We start from the raw sequence: 12,993 nt of genomic DNA on the forward strand, positions 1-12,993 counted from the left end.
CCGCCGCCGCGGTCAGCGCAGCGGGTCGTGCCCCAGCGACATGAGTCGGTAGCGGCGCTCGCCCACGCCGGCGCCCGCGCCCCCGGCCGCGGTGGCCGACCGCACGGTGGCCAGCACCTCGCGCATCAGCCGCACGTCCTCCGCCGTCAGATCGATCCGGCGCTTGCGCAAAATGGCCAGGACCCCGCGCCCGTGGGTCCGCCCCGGATCACCGCCGGCCGTGCGCAGCCAGGCCGAGAGCTCGTGCGAGGTCATGTTCACCACGCCACGGAACTCCGCCCACAACGTGTCCAGCTCGCCCGCATCGATCCCGCTCATCCGTCCTCCCACGCGCCGTGGCATGCATGCCCCGCTGTGGGTCCCCGGATGGATGAGCGTGAAAACCCACCGAACGGCGCGCACCGTCAGTTGCGCGCCAGGGAACGTACATCCTCGGCCAGGCCCTTGTTGAGCGCGACCCGCACCAGCCCCGCCGTCAGCCGTGGCAGCTCCCGCTGCCCCACCAGCCGGTTCAGCGCGCGCGGCGAACGCGGCAGGCCCACCCGCCGCGCCCCGTCCAGCGCCTTGCCGTCGATGTAGGGCGCGTACCGGGGCCACACGCCCTGTACCTCCCGCAGGAAGATGGTCGCCCCCAGCGGGCCGATGCCGGGAAACTCCTGGAGCCGTTCGCCGACGTCCCCGGGCTCCTCGCGCAGCCGCCGCAGGTCCCCGCCGTACCGGTCGAGCAGCAACCGGGCTCCGTCCCCCAGCTGGGTGGCGGTCCGCTCGTCGTAGCGCCGGTAGTGCCCCTCACCCAGCGCGTCGACCCGCTGCTGCCAGGTGGCGTCCGCCATTGTGCGCGGGGTGCGCATCCCGGCGTCGAACAGCGCCCGGGCGGCGGCCACCGCCACATCGGCCTTGATCCGCGCGGACAGCAGATGCGACAGCACCAGCACCTGGTACAGCGGCGCCGGTGTGTCCTTCAGCCGGATCCCGGCCTGCTCCGCGTACGTCTGGCCGCACTCCTCCACCACGGCCCGCGCCAGCGCCTCGGTCCTCGCACTCACCGGATCCCTCCTCGGGTCAGCCCCCCGCGACGGACGATCCGCCCCCGGGTGCCCGCTCGCGGCCCGCCCACACACCACGGAGCCCCGCGACCTGCGGGGGCAGGTCGCGGGGCTCCGTGGGCCGCGTCAGCCGGCGGTGCGCACCGTCAGCGAGGCGGTGCCCGCGGCGGCGGCGACCGGGGCGGCGTAGCCGTCGGGGCCCGCCAGCTGCACCTGCCAGGGGCCGAGCGCCGCGCCCGGGGCCGGCTCGGCCGTGACCGTCACCGCGTCGCCGTCCCGCCGGGTGCGGAAAGTGACCGCCGTGGAGCCGTCGGCCGCCGGCAGCGCCGTCACCGTCTCCACCCCGTCCGCCGGGGCGTGCACCCGCAGCGTCACCCCGTCCGCCCAGTCGTACTCCACCCCTTCGGCGGCGCGCTCCGCGTCACCGAGCGGGATCACCGAGCCGGGCCGGGCCAGCAGCGGCAGGGAGTCGAAGCCGAAGCGGTCCCGCCGCCAGCCCGGACCCTCGATCCGCTCCCCGCTCAGCAGATGTGTCCAGGTCCCGGCCGGTACGTAGTACTCGACCTCGCCGCCGGCCGACAGCACCGGCGCCACCAGCAGATCCCCGCCGAGCATGTACTGCCGGTCCAGGGTGTGGGTGGCCGGATCGTGCGGGAACTCCAGCACCATCGCCCGCATCACCGGCGTACCGTGCCGCCGGGCCCGCACCCCCGCCTCGAACAGGTACGGCATCAGCCGGTGCTTGAGCCGGGTGAAGTCCCGGGTGACCGTCACCGCCTCCTCGTCGTAGTCCCACGGAACGCGGTAGGAGTTGGAGCCGTGCAGCCGGCTGTGCGAGGACAGCAGGCCGAACTGCACCCACCGCTTGAAGACCTCGGGCGTCGGGGTGCCCTCGAAACCGCCGATGTCGTGGCTCCAGAACCCGAAGCCGGACAGCCCCAGCGACAGACCGCCGCGCAGCGACTCCGCCATCGCGGTGAACGTCGACTCGCAGTCGCCGCCCCAGTGCACCGGGAACTGCTGCCCGCCCGCCGTCGCCGAGCGCGCGAACAGCACCGCCTCGCCCTCCCCGCGCGCCTCGGTCAGCACCTCGAAGACGGCCTCGTTGTACAGCTGCGTGTAGTAGTTGTGCATCCGCTGCGGGTCGGAACCGTCGTGCCACACCACATCGGTGGGGACGCGCTCACCGAAGTCCGTCTTGAAGCAGTCCACGCCCTGCCCCAGCAGCGTGCGCAGCTTGTCCTGGTACCAGGTGCGCGCCGCGGGGCTGGTGAAGTCCACCAGGCCCATGCCGGCCTGCCACAGGTCCCACTGCCACACGTCGCCGTTGGCCTTGCGCACCAGATGGCCCAGCGCCTTGGCCTCGGCGAACAGCGGCGACTTCTGCCCGATGTACGGGTTGATCCACACGCTGATCCGCAGCCCGCGGTCGTCCTTGAGCCGGCGCAGCATGCCCTCCGGGTCCGGGAAGACGTCCGGGTCCCAGGTGAAGTCGCACCACTGGTACTCCTTCATCCAGAAGCAGTCGAAGTGGAAGACGCTCAGCGGGATCTCGCGCTCGGCCATGCCGGACACGAAGCGGTTGACGGTCGCCTCGTCGTAGTCGGTGGTGAACGACGTCGACAGCCACAGGCCGAACGACCAGGCCGGCGGCAGCGCCGGACGGCCCGTCAGCGCCGTGAAGCGGTCCAGGATCTCCTTGGGCGTGGGCCCGTGGATCACCAGGTACTCGATGGACTGGTCCGCCACGCTGAACTGGACCTGGCCCACCGACTCCGAGGCGATCTCGTAGGACACCTTGCCGGGGTGCCGCACGAAGACGCCGTAGCCGCGGTTGGTGAGATAGAACGGGATGTTCTTGTACGCCTGCTCGCTGGCGGTGCCGCCGTCGGCCTGCCAGATGTCCACGGTCTGGCCGTTCTTGGTGAACGGCGTGAACCGCTCGCCCAGCCCGTACACCAGCTCACCGATACCCAGCGACAGCTGCCCCAGCGCGTGGTGTTCGCCGTCGTCGGTGACCGCGAAGCCGGTCCCGCGCTTCTCGGCGGAGGTCAGCACCTTGCCGTCCGCCACGAAGTCCAGGCGCCAGGGCCCCTCGGTGTCCACCCTCAACGCGAGGGAACCGCTGGACAGTTCGAGGACCGAGCCGTCCCGGGTGACCTTCCCCGGCGCGTCCGCCGGGTCCGGGAGCAGCGCGAACTCGGGGCCGCGCTCGACCGCCCCGGCGTGGTGGGTGGAGCGCACCGAGATCACCCCCTCGGCGGGCGAGGAACACTCCACAGTCACCAGCGCGCTGTTGAGCGTGTGGCCGCGGCGCTCCACGTGCCGCACCGGGGCGTACAGGGTGAACCTGCCGTCCGCGACCACGGCATCCCCGACCTCCGTGGCGTAGGACAGCTTCACGCCCTCTCGCGTCAGCCAGTAGCCATCGGTGAACTTCACTGCTTCTCCTGCTCCTCGGGATGCGAATGCTGCTCGTACGGTGCCGCCGTGCGGCGGTTACGGCGTGGTGGTGGCACGGTGTGCGGCGATCAGCCCCTGGTACCAGCGGTAGCTGTCCTTGGGCAGGCGCTCCAGGGTGGCGTAGTCCACCCGGACGATGCCGAATCGCTGGTCGTAGCCGTAGGCCCACTCGAAGTTGTCGAGCAGGGACCAGACGTAGTAGCCGCGTACGTCCACACCCGCGGACACGGCGTCCGCCACGGCCGCCAGATGCCCCGCCAGGTAGGACACCCGGTCGGCGTCGTGGACCTGGCCGTCGGGGGAGACCGTGTCGGCCTCCGCCGAGCCGTTCTCGGTGATGATCAGCGGCGGCAGCCCAGGATAGCGCCGCTGCAGGTCCACCAGCAGATCGGTGAAGGTGTGCGGGACCACCGGCCAGCCCATGGTGGTGTGCCGCACGTCGTCGCGCCAGGTCTCGGCGACCCGGATGTCGGCGGCGGTACGGGTGGCCGGGTCCGGGTCCTGGTGGGGCGCGTCGGTCACCGTGATCGGCCGGTAGTAGTTGATGCCGGTGAAGTCCAGCGGCGCGCCGATGGTGATCAGGTCGTCCTCGCGCCGGTACTCCTCGGCGCCGTCGGCCAGTTCGCCCCAGGTCTCCGCCTCGTGCAGCGGGTAGCGGCCGGCGAACAGCGGGTCGAACCACACCTCGTTGTGCAGCGTCTCGGCACGGCGCACCGCCCCGGCGTCCGCCTCCGACTCCGAGGCCGGCAGCAGCCGGTCCGGGTTGAGCGTGATGCCGACCTCGGTGGCGCCCGCCGCGCGCAGCGCCCGGACGGCCAGGCCGTGCCCCACCAGCAGATGGTGGGCCGCCGCCAGCGCGCCGCGCCCCTCACGGGCACCGGGCGCGTGCCGGCCGATCGCGTACCCCACGAACGCGCTGCAGAACGGCTCGTTGAGGGTGATCCAGCGCGGTACCCGGTCCCCGAGCCGCTCCGCCACCAGCGCCGTGTAGTCGGCGAACCGCTCCGCCGTCTCGCGCACCCGCCAGCCGCCCCGGTCCTCCAAGGCCTGCGGCAGATCCCAGTGGTAGAGCGTGGCGGCGGGGGAGATGCCGGCGGCCAGCAGCTCGTCCACCAGCCGGTCGTAGAAGTCCAGGCCCTCGCTGTTGGCCTTGCCGCTGCCGGTGGGCTGGATCCGGGGCCAGGCGACGGAGAAGCGGTAGCTGTCCACCCCCAGCTCCTTCAGCAGCGCCACGTCCTCCTTGTAGCGGTGGTAGTGGTCGCAGGCCACGTCCCCGGTGTCACCGCCTGCCACCCTGCCCGGCGTGCGGGCGTAGGTGTCCCAGATGGACGGGCCGCGGCCGCCCACGTCGTGGGCGCCCTCGATCTGGTAGCTGGCGGTGGCCGCACCGAAGAAGAACCCGGGCGGGAACGCGGGGAATTCAGGGGTGGCAGTCATGATTCAGGCATCCCTTGGACGAAGCGGGCGGACGGGGAGGGAACGGGTGGAGGAGGGGGGCTCACTTGATCGACCCGCCGGAGATCCCGGCGGCGATGTACTTCTGCGCCACCACCAGCAGGATCGCGGCCGGAATCGCCGAGAGCACGGAGGTGGCCATCACCGCGCCCCAGTCGCTGACATGGGCGCCGATGAACTGATAGATGCCCAGCGTCACCGGCTTCACGTCGTCGGTGGTGTTCAGCGTCAGCGCGAAGATGAAATCGGCCCAGGCGAAGAGGAAGGCGAACAGCCCGGCGGTGATCAGCGCGTTGCGGCTCATCGGCAGCACGATGCGCACGAACGCCGTGAACCGGTTCGCGCCGTCCACCATCGCCGCCTCGATCACCTCGGACGGGATCGACACCATGAACGCCCGCAGCAGCACGATCGCGAACGGCAGCCCCAGCGAGGCGTCCGCCAGGATCAGGCCCGCGTACGAGTTGACCAGGCCCAGCTCGGCGTACGCGCTGTACAGGGCGTTCGCCACCACGATGCCCGGCACCATCTGGGTGATCAGCGTGCCGAACACGATGCCACGGCTGCCGCGCAGCCCGAACTGCGCCAGGCCGTACGCCGCCGGAGCGGCCAGCGCCAGACACACCACCACCGCGCCCAGCGACACCACCAGGGAGGTCAGCAGCGAACCGCCCTGCGTCTCGAAGGCCGCCCGGAAGTTCTCCAGGCTCGGCGAGGTCGGCAGCAGATCGGTGGAGGCGATGCTGGAGTGCGGCTGAAGCGCCGTGGAGATCATCCAGTACACCGGGAAGAGCATCACGGCCAGGATCAGCAGCGCCAGGACCGTGGAGAGGCGGCTTCTCCGGGTGGACTTCGTCATCGTCGTCATCGTCGATCACTTCCCCCGGCCGGCGTTGGCCCGGTTGACCCGCAGATACAGCACCGCGAACACGGCGCTGATCAGAATGAGGACGTTGCCCACCACGGCGCCCTGACCGAAGTCGAGCTGAAGGAAGGACAACTGGTACGTCATCGTGCCCAGCGTCTGGGTGGAATCGGCCGGGCCGCCGCCGGTCAGCGCCAGGATCAGATCCAGCACCTTGACCGTCGACATGAACCCCAGCACCAGCACCACCGTCACCACCGGGCGCAGCATCGGCAGGGTGACACTGCGGAAGGTCCGCCACGGACCGGCGCCGTCCAGCGCCGCCGCCTCGTGCACCTCGCGCGGGATCTCCTGCAGACCCCCGTACAGGATCACCATGTTGAACGGGATGCCGATCCAGATGTTGACCAGCACCGCCGACAGCAGGGCCACGCTCGGGCTGGACAGCCACGGCACACCGCCACTGGACAGCCCCAGCGTCTCCAGGAAGCTGTTGAGGACCCCGTGGTCCTCGTCCATGATCCGCCGCCACACCACGGCGGAGACCACCATCGGCACCAGCCACGGCAGCAGCAGCACCGCGCGCACCGCTCCCGACAGCGGGAAGCGCCGGGTGAAGAACACCGCCAGGGCGAGGCCGATCGTGAACTGCCCGGCCAGCGAACCGACGGTGAACAGCACGGTCTGCCACAGCGCGTCGCCGAACAGCTCGTTGGAGAAGACCGCGCGCCAGTTGTCGAGGCCGTTGAAGGGGGCCTCACCGGTGAAGTAGGTGGTGGGCGTGTACTCCTGAAAGCTCATCAGGATGTTGCGCACCAGCGGGAAGCCGAAGAAAGCCAGTAGATAGAGCACCGCCGGGGCCACGAACAGCCACTGGTACACCCGGCGGCGCCGGGCCGTGGAACGGCGCCCGGCGGGGGCCGGGGCCGGCGCGGGCTCCGGCGTACGGTCGGGGGTCACGGTCGTCGTCATCGCGTCCTCACTCCCCGGCCTGCTGCGCGGCGCGCTCAAGGGCCCGCGCGGGCGAGGAACGCCCGGTCAGCACCGCCTGGAACGCGCCGGCGAGCGCGTCGCCCACCATCGGCCAGCGGGTGCCGACCTCGGCGGTGCGCGAACGGGCGGTGGCCACCAGATCGGCGAACGGCGCCAGCTCCGGATTCTGCTCCCGGTACGCCTGGGCGGCGTCCGCCCGGGTGGGCACGTTGTTCACGCGCTCGCCCCAGCCCAGCTGGTTCTGCTCGGAGTTGAGGCAGTTGAGGATCGCCCCGGCGTTGCGCTCGCGGTCGGCGTCACTGTTCTTGGGCACCGTCATCACCGTGCCGCCGATCGGCGGCACCGGGTCCTGCCCGGCCCGCGGCACCGGGATGGAGGCCACCGCCCACTCCACTGAGTCCTGCGCGCTGAGCACCGGCACCTGCCAGGGCCCGTTCACCATCATCGCGGTGCGGCCGGAGACGAACTGGTCGTTCACGTCCTGCTGGTTCCAGTTGACGACCGAACGGGAGGCCGACCCGTCGTCCACCAGGTCCTTCCACAACTGCAGCGCCTCCTGACCCCCGGTGCCCTCGGCCAGGTGCGCCTCGTCACCGCCGGCCGACCAGAAGAACGGCAGGAACTGATAGACGCCGTCCGCGTTGGGGCTGGCGCTGAACGCCATGCCGTAGGTGTTGCCCTGGGTGAGCGCGGCGGCCGTCGTCCGCAGCTCCTCCCAGGTGGTGGGCGGTTCGAGCCCGGCGTCCGCGAGCATCGTGGTGTTGTAGATCAGCGCCAGGGAGTTCACCGACCTGGCCACCCCGTACTGCGTCCCGTCGTAGGAGCCCAGGGAGACGGCGCTGTCCGAGAAGCCCTCGGCGTCGAAACCGGTCTCCGCCAGCGGGCGCAGACCATCCGTCTCGGCGAACTGGGCCAGCTCCGAGCCGTCGAGTTCGAGGATGTCGGGCAGGGAGTCGGAGGAGGCCATCCGCAGCGCCTTGGTGGCGACCTGGTCGGCCGGCACGCTGATCTGCTTGACCTTCAGTCCCAGCGGCTCGGCGCAGGTGTCGAAGAAGGCCTGGTTGGCCGTGTGCTCCTTGGCGTCGGTGGCGGAGTTGAGCACCGTGACCGTACCGGGGTCGGGCTGCGCGGCACAGGCCGTGAGCCCGCCGGCCACGGTCGCGCCCGCCAGCGTGAGGGCGAGCGCGGAGACGGGTATCCGCCGTCTGCGGCATGTGGTCATGTGGTCATTTCCATTCGCGGCGTTGAGAAGGAAAGAGGGCGGGCCGGCCGGTGGGCCGGCAGGGCGGTCAAGGGGGCGGGATCGTCGCCCCCTCGGCCATGACCGGGGTGATGAGCTGGTGCGAGCCGTCCGGGGCCGGCACGGCGCCCGCGCCACGGGCGGCGATCGCCGCGACGGCCAACTCGGCGACGGCGGCCGACATCCGGCCGACCGGCAGTTCGATCCGGGGAAAACCGGCCAGCGCCGGTTCGTCCGGCAGCGTGCCGACCAGCACGACGCTCAGCGCGCCCGGCCCGTCCAGGCCGAGTGCGGCCAGCTCCCGCAGCAGTTCGGGCAGCAGGATCAGATGCTGCACCACCAGGGCGGTGGGCCGCTGCGCCGGATCGGTCAGCAGCACCTCGCGCAGCCGCTTGGCCAGCACGTCGGGGTCACCGCTGGAGGGCACGATCCGTACCTGGGCCCCGGTCTGCGCGGCGGCGGCGCGGGCACCGTCCAGACCGTGCATGGCGTAACCGCGGCGGGCCTCGATCTCGTGGTCGGCGGAGGACAGGAACACGATCCGCCGGTGTCCGGCGGCGGCCGTCTCCCGTACCGCCAGCGCCACCGCCGCCTCCCAGTCGAGGTCCACCCACGGGACGTCGGTCTCGTCCTGCTCACTGCCGTGACCGAGCAGGGCGGTGGGGAAGTTCAGCGCACGCAGCGCGGCGACGCGCGGGTCCTGCACCTGGACGGCCATCAGCACGGCGGCGTCGGCCAGCCCGCTGCGGGCGATCCGGCTGAGCCCGCCGACCCCGTCCTGGTCGGTCATCATCAGGACGTCGTAGCCGTGGCCACGGGCGGCGTCGCTGAACTCGATGGCGAAACGGCCGTCCATCGCCCGGTACTTGCCCGCTTCGCGGGGGACGGCCAGGACGAGTACGTCGCTCCGCGCGCTGCGCAGTGCGCGGGCGCTGGCCCGCGGGTGGTACCCGAGGTCACGGATGGCGGCGCGTACCGCGTTCTGGGTCTCCTCGGAGATCTTGCGCGACCCGCTCAGCACGTAGGAGACGGTGCTGGGGGCCACCCCCGCCCGCTCGGCGACATCCTTGATCGTTGCCATCCCGCTCCTCACGGAGTCCGCCCTCGTCTTGAGTTCGAATCGATTCGTCGAATCGATTCGACCAGTGGCGAGATGCTAAGCGGCGTCCCCCCGCGCAGACAAGAGTTTCCGGAAAGATCTTCGGATGTTCTGTGTTCTATCACAGTGCGTATCCGCCCGGAGCCGGGCAGCGAGCGGGGTCGATCCGGCATCATGGCAACGGCATTACACGAGGAGGAAGCCGTTGATCCAGAACTGGCCCGAGGGCCGCTACGCGGATCCCGAGGCGGCTCGTCAACGGTACGAGGCCGGCATGGCGGGCGAGCGAGCAGTACTGCGGGCGCTGTTCCGGGCGGAACCGGCGGAGGCGCACATCGGCCTGGCCGTCGTGGTGTTCGTCGCCGCGCTGGTCGGTGCACTCGCCGATCCGTGGGCGGGGTCCGCGGTGCTCGCGGTATTCGCCGCGCTGTTCCTGACCGCCCTGGTCGCGCAGCGCCTGCGCGGCCGGCGGGGTCTCGACGCCCCGCGCCGTGCTTACCTGCTCACCTTCGGCTGGGCGAAGTGGCTCTGACCCGGGTGGATTCTTGTCGGCTCACGCGTCGCCGAGCCATCGTGGTGCCGCCCGGCGGAACTCCTCCGGGGGGAGGGACGACGCGTCCGAGGGGATGCGGGCCAGCAGCGGGGCGCCGCCGCAGACCGCCGGGAGGTCGGTGAGGTTGCAGCGGGAGGCCAGGTCGGGGGCGGCGGGCCAGGCGCCGATGATCAGGCCGTGGCAGGCCAGGCCACGGGTACGGAGCGCCTCCGTGGTCAGCGCGGCGTCGTTGAGCGTGCCCAGACCCGCCGTGGTGACCACCACCACCGGGGCCGCCAGCAGCGCCGCCGCGTCGGCCAGGGTGGTGCCCATGTCGTCGAAGCGCACCAGCAGTCCGCCTGCCCCCTCCACCAGGACCAGATCGTGGCCGGCCGCCAGGTCCAGCGCGGCCTTGGCGACCTCCGCCGGCCGTACCGGCGGCAGCCCCGCCAGCCGGGCCGCCGTGGCGGGCGCCAGCGGGGCCGGATAGCGGGCCAGTTCACAGGTCGTCACCGGGCCCGCGAGCCGCGCCACTTCGGCCGCGTCCCCCGGCTCGCCGTCCGCCACGCCGGTCTGGGCCGGCTTGAGCACGGCCACCCGCTCGCCGCGCGTCAGCGCACGGGCGGCCAGCGCCGCCGTCACCACGGTCTTGCCCACCCCGGTCCCCGTCCCGGTGACGACCAGTACCTTCCCCGACATTCCGCACGCTCCGTTCCGCATTCGCCGTGGGCCTCCTATCCGGCCCGGGCCGCGGCCACCGCCGCCGCGCAGATCCGCTCCAGGTCCGCGTCGCCGGTGATGTAGGGCGGCATGGTGTAGATGAGGTCCCGGAACGGCCGCAGCCACACCCCGGCCCGCACCGCGGCGGCCGTCGCCGCCGCGAGGTCGACCTCGTGATCCAGCTGGAGCACCCCGATCGCCCCCAGCACCCGTACCTCCCGCACCCCGGGCACCTCGGCCGCCGCCGCGAGGCCCGCGTGCAGACCGGCCTCGATCCGGCCGACCTCGCCCCGCCAGTCCCGGTCGAGCAGCAGCCCGATCGACGCGTCCGCGACCGCGCAGGCCAGCGGGTTCCCCATGAACGTCGGACCGTGCGCGAGTTCCGGCACCGTCCCGCGCGAGATGCCCTCGGCCACCCGCCCCGTGCACAAGGTCGCCGCCAGCGTCAGGTAGCCGCCGGTCAACGCCTTGCCCACACACATCACATCGGGTGCCACTCCGGCGTGATCGGCCGCGAACAGCTCCCCCGTGCGGCCGAATCCGGTGGCGATCTCGTCGAAGACCAGCAGCACGCCGTACGTGTCGCAGGCCTCCCGCAGCACCCGCAGATACTCGGGGGAGTGGAACCGCATCCCGCCCGCCCCCTGCACCACGGGCTCGACCACCACCGCCGCCAGTTCACCGGCGTGCCGGGCGATCAGCGACCGCAGCTCGCGCACGTACTCCTCGCACGGCCCGGCCGCGAACCCGGCCGGCGGCGGGGGCGCGAACACCTGTTCCGGCAGCGCCCCTGACCACAGCTCGTGCATGCCGCCCTCGGGGTCGCACACGGACATGGCGTGCCAGGTGTCGCCGTGGTAGCCGCCCCGCCAGGTCAGCAGCCGCCGCTTCTCCGGCCGGCCCAGTGAACGCCAGTACTGCAGGCACATCTTCAGCGCGACCTCGACCGACACGGACCCCGAGTCGGCGAGGAACACATGCTCCAGCGGGGCGGGGGAGATCTCCACCAGCCGGGCCGCGAGCCGGACGGCGGGCCCGTGCGTCAGCCCGCCGAACATCACATGGCTCATCCGCCCCAACTGCTCCTGGGCGGCGGCGTCCAGGACCGGGTGGCGGTACCCGTGCACGGCCGACCACCACGAGGACATCCCGTCGATCAGCTCCCGGTGTCCGCCCGCCGGCACCGGGCCGGCCAGCCGCAGCCGTACCCCCTGTGCCGACTCCACCAGCAGCGGCTCGGCGCGGCCGGGCATCGGGCCGTAGGGATGCCACACATGGCGGCGGTCCAGCGCGAGCAGCCGTGCCGCCTCCTCCGCCCCCTCGGGCCGCGCGGTCCCGTCCGTCTCAGGCATTGGGCGGCAGCTCGGTACCCGCGCCCCTGCGGCGCACCGCGACCGGCACCTCCGCATTCTCGCGGGCGGTGTCCGCCCCGGCCGTGCCGTCCCCGGCGGCGCGCTCCGCCACGGCGCCCTCCACCTCGAAGCCCGCGTCGGCGATCATCTCCAGATCGGCCCGGCCCGACTGCCCCTCGCTGGTGAGGTAATCGCCCAGGAAGATCGAGTTCGCGACGTGCAGCGCCAGCGGCTGGAGCGTCCGCAGATGCACCTCCCGCCCACCGGCGATCCGCACCTCGGTGTCCTGGCAGACGAACCGAACCATCGCCAGGATGCGCAGCGCCCGCTGCGGCGTCAGGTCCCACCGGCCGGCGAGCGGGGTGCCCTCGAAGGGGATCAGGAAGTTCACCGGCACCGAGTCCACGTCCAGCTCGCGCAGCGCGAACGCCACGTCCACCAGGTCCTTGTCGCTCTCGCCCATGCCCGCGATCAGACCGGAGCACGGCGAGAGGCCGCCCTCCCGCGCCTGCCGCACCGTGTCGGCCCGGTCGGCGTAGTCGTGCGTCGTGCAGATGTCCTCGTACGTGGCCTCGGAGGTGTTGAGATTGTGGTTGTACGCGTCGGCCCCCGCCGTGCGCAGCCGCGCCGCCTGCCCCGGTGAGAGCAGCCCGAGACAGGCGCACACCTCCACCCCGGCGCCGTGCTCGTCCCGGATCGCCGCGATCGTCTCGGAGACCCGCTCCACGTCCCGGTCGGTGGGGCCGCGCCCGCTGGCGACCAGGCACACCCGGCGCGCGCCGCCCGCGACCCCGGCGTTCGCCGCGGCGAGAGCCTCATCCGGTTTCAGCCAGGTGTACTTGAGGATCCCGGCCGTCGAGCCCAGCCGCTGGGAGCAGTAGGAGCAGTCCTCGGGGCACAGGCCGGACTTCAGGTTCACCAGGTAGTTGAGCTTCACCCGCCGCCCGAACCACGCGCGGCGCACCTTCCCCGCGGCGGCCACCACGTCGAGCAGTTCGTCGTCGGAGGTCGCCAGTACGGCCAACGCCTCGGCGCGGGTGGGTGGTTCGAGGCGCAGGCCCTTGTCCACCAGGGTGCTCAGCAGGTCCATGAACCGATCCTCGGGCACGGGTGGGGGCGTGGCAAAGGCGGAAAGGTACACAGCAGCCGAGCCGACTGTGTCCGGTCACCACACCCCTGCGGAGCGTCATCGCCGGATAGCGTCGATGGGTTGGCGGACGCGTGGGGG

At 72.2% G+C, this 12,993-nt stretch carries 12 protein-coding genes; 1 reads left to right on the forward strand and 11 read right to left on the reverse strand.

Annotated elements, in window-relative coordinates; genetic code table 11:
• Positions 1 to 12: 12 nt before the first annotated feature.
• From ACTFAP_RS26500 to ACTFAP_RS26535, 8 genes are all read right to left on the reverse strand, one after another.
• Entirely contained in the window at positions 13 to 318 is a 306-nt protein-coding gene (locus tag ACTFAP_RS26500; RefSeq protein WP_495682653.1) for a DUF3140 domain-containing protein, read from the reverse strand.
• Positions 319 to 404: 86 nt separating this feature from the next.
• Positions 405 to 1,046 (reverse strand): HhH-GDP family DNA glycosylase, encoded by a 642-nt coding sequence (locus tag ACTFAP_RS26505; RefSeq protein WP_495682654.1) that lies wholly within the window; start codon positions 1,044 to 1,046, stop codon positions 405 to 407.
• 126 nt (positions 1,047 to 1,172) lie between these two features.
• On the reverse strand, positions 1,173 to 3,488 hold the full coding sequence (gene yicI, locus ACTFAP_RS26510; RefSeq protein ID WP_495682655.1) for an alpha-xylosidase: 2,316 nt from the start codon (positions 3,486 to 3,488) through the stop codon (positions 1,173 to 1,175).
• Between the two features lie 57 nt (positions 3,489 to 3,545).
• Positions 3,546 to 4,946: a GH1 family beta-glucosidase gene (locus ACTFAP_RS26515; RefSeq protein WP_495682656.1), complete on the reverse strand. Its 1,401-nt coding sequence runs from the start codon at positions 4,944 to 4,946 to the stop codon at positions 3,546 to 3,548.
• 61 nt (positions 4,947 to 5,007) lie between these two features.
• Positions 5,008 to 5,832: an ABC transporter permease subunit gene (locus tag ACTFAP_RS26520; RefSeq protein ID WP_495682657.1), complete on the reverse strand. Its 825-nt coding sequence runs from the start codon at positions 5,830 to 5,832 to the stop codon at positions 5,008 to 5,010.
• A gap of 6 nt (positions 5,833 to 5,838) precedes the next feature.
• The gene (locus ACTFAP_RS26525; protein ID WP_500467617.1) at positions 5,839 to 6,801 is read right to left on the reverse strand and encodes a carbohydrate ABC transporter permease; all 963 of its coding nucleotides are present in this window, start codon (positions 6,799 to 6,801) and stop codon (positions 5,839 to 5,841) included.
• Positions 6,802 to 6,808: 7 nt separating this feature from the next.
• The gene (locus ACTFAP_RS26530) at positions 6,809 to 8,044 is read right to left on the reverse strand and encodes a sugar ABC transporter substrate-binding protein (RefSeq protein WP_500467618.1); all 1,236 of its coding nucleotides are present in this window, start codon (positions 8,042 to 8,044) and stop codon (positions 6,809 to 6,811) included.
• A 67-nt stretch (positions 8,045 to 8,111) separates the two neighbouring features.
• Positions 8,112 to 9,143 (reverse strand): LacI family DNA-binding transcriptional regulator, encoded by a 1,032-nt coding sequence (locus ACTFAP_RS26535; protein WP_495682660.1) that lies wholly within the window; start codon positions 9,141 to 9,143, stop codon positions 8,112 to 8,114.
• Between the two features lie 223 nt (positions 9,144 to 9,366).
• Here ACTFAP_RS26535 and ACTFAP_RS26540 point away from each other — a divergent pair, with 223 nt between their 5' ends.
• A complete protein-coding gene (locus ACTFAP_RS26540) occupies positions 9,367 to 9,693 on the forward strand; it encodes a hypothetical protein (RefSeq protein WP_495682661.1) in 327 nt (108 codons plus the stop codon).
• A 21-nt stretch (positions 9,694 to 9,714) separates the two neighbouring features.
• Here the strand turns inward: ACTFAP_RS26540 and bioD are convergent, their stop codons facing one another.
• Genes bioD through bioB form a run of 3 tightly spaced genes read right to left on the reverse strand, consistent with a single transcriptional unit; the run spans position 9,715 to position 12,855 of the window.
• Positions 9,715 to 10,392: a dethiobiotin synthase gene (bioD, locus tag ACTFAP_RS26545; RefSeq protein ID WP_500467619.1), complete on the reverse strand. Its 678-nt coding sequence runs from the start codon at positions 10,390 to 10,392 to the stop codon at positions 9,715 to 9,717.
• A gap of 35 nt (positions 10,393 to 10,427) precedes the next feature.
• Positions 10,428 to 11,765 carry an adenosylmethionine--8-amino-7-oxononanoate transaminase gene (locus ACTFAP_RS26550; protein WP_500467620.1) on the reverse strand — a complete coding sequence of 446 codons (1,338 nt, stop codon included), beginning with the start codon at positions 11,763 to 11,765 and terminating at the stop codon, positions 10,428 to 10,430.
• On the reverse strand, positions 11,758 to 12,855 hold the full coding sequence (bioB, locus tag ACTFAP_RS26555; protein ID WP_500467621.1) for a biotin synthase BioB: 1,098 nt from the start codon (positions 12,853 to 12,855) through the stop codon (positions 11,758 to 11,760). Before bioB ends, ACTFAP_RS26550 begins: the two co-directional genes overlap by 8 nt.
• Between the last annotated feature and the right edge of the window lie 138 nt (positions 12,856 to 12,993).

This window comes from Streptomyces sp. PH9007, from assembly GCF_059813725.1.

Coding starts and splice junctions, on each gene's coding strand:
- ACTFAP_RS26525 (WP_500467617.1), bottom strand. CDS start 6,801: ATGACGACGACCGTGACCCCCGACCGTACGCCGGAGCCCGCGCCGGCC.
- ACTFAP_RS26530 (WP_500467618.1), bottom strand. CDS start 8,044: ATGACCACATGCCGCAGACGGCGGATACCCGTCTCCGCGCTCGCCCTC.
- bioB (WP_500467621.1), bottom strand. CDS start 12,855: ATGGACCTGCTGAGCACCCTGGTGGACAAGGGCCTGCGCCTCGAACCA.
- ACTFAP_RS26500 (WP_495682653.1), bottom strand. CDS start 318: ATGAGCGGGATCGATGCGGGCGAGCTGGACACGTTGTGGGCGGAGTTC.
- ACTFAP_RS26550 (WP_500467620.1), bottom strand. CDS start 11,765: ATGCCTGAGACGGACGGGACCGCGCGGCCCGAGGGGGCGGAGGAGGCG.
- ACTFAP_RS26520 (WP_495682657.1), bottom strand. CDS start 5,832: ATGACGACGATGACGAAGTCCACCCGGAGAAGCCGCCTCTCCACGGTC.
- ACTFAP_RS26515 (WP_495682656.1), bottom strand. CDS start 4,946: ATGACTGCCACCCCTGAATTCCCCGCGTTCCCGCCCGGGTTCTTCTTC.
- bioD (WP_500467619.1), bottom strand. CDS start 10,392: ATGTCGGGGAAGGTACTGGTCGTCACCGGGACGGGGACCGGGGTGGGC.
- ACTFAP_RS26535 (WP_495682660.1), bottom strand. CDS start 9,143: ATGGCAACGATCAAGGATGTCGCCGAGCGGGCGGGGGTGGCCCCCAGC.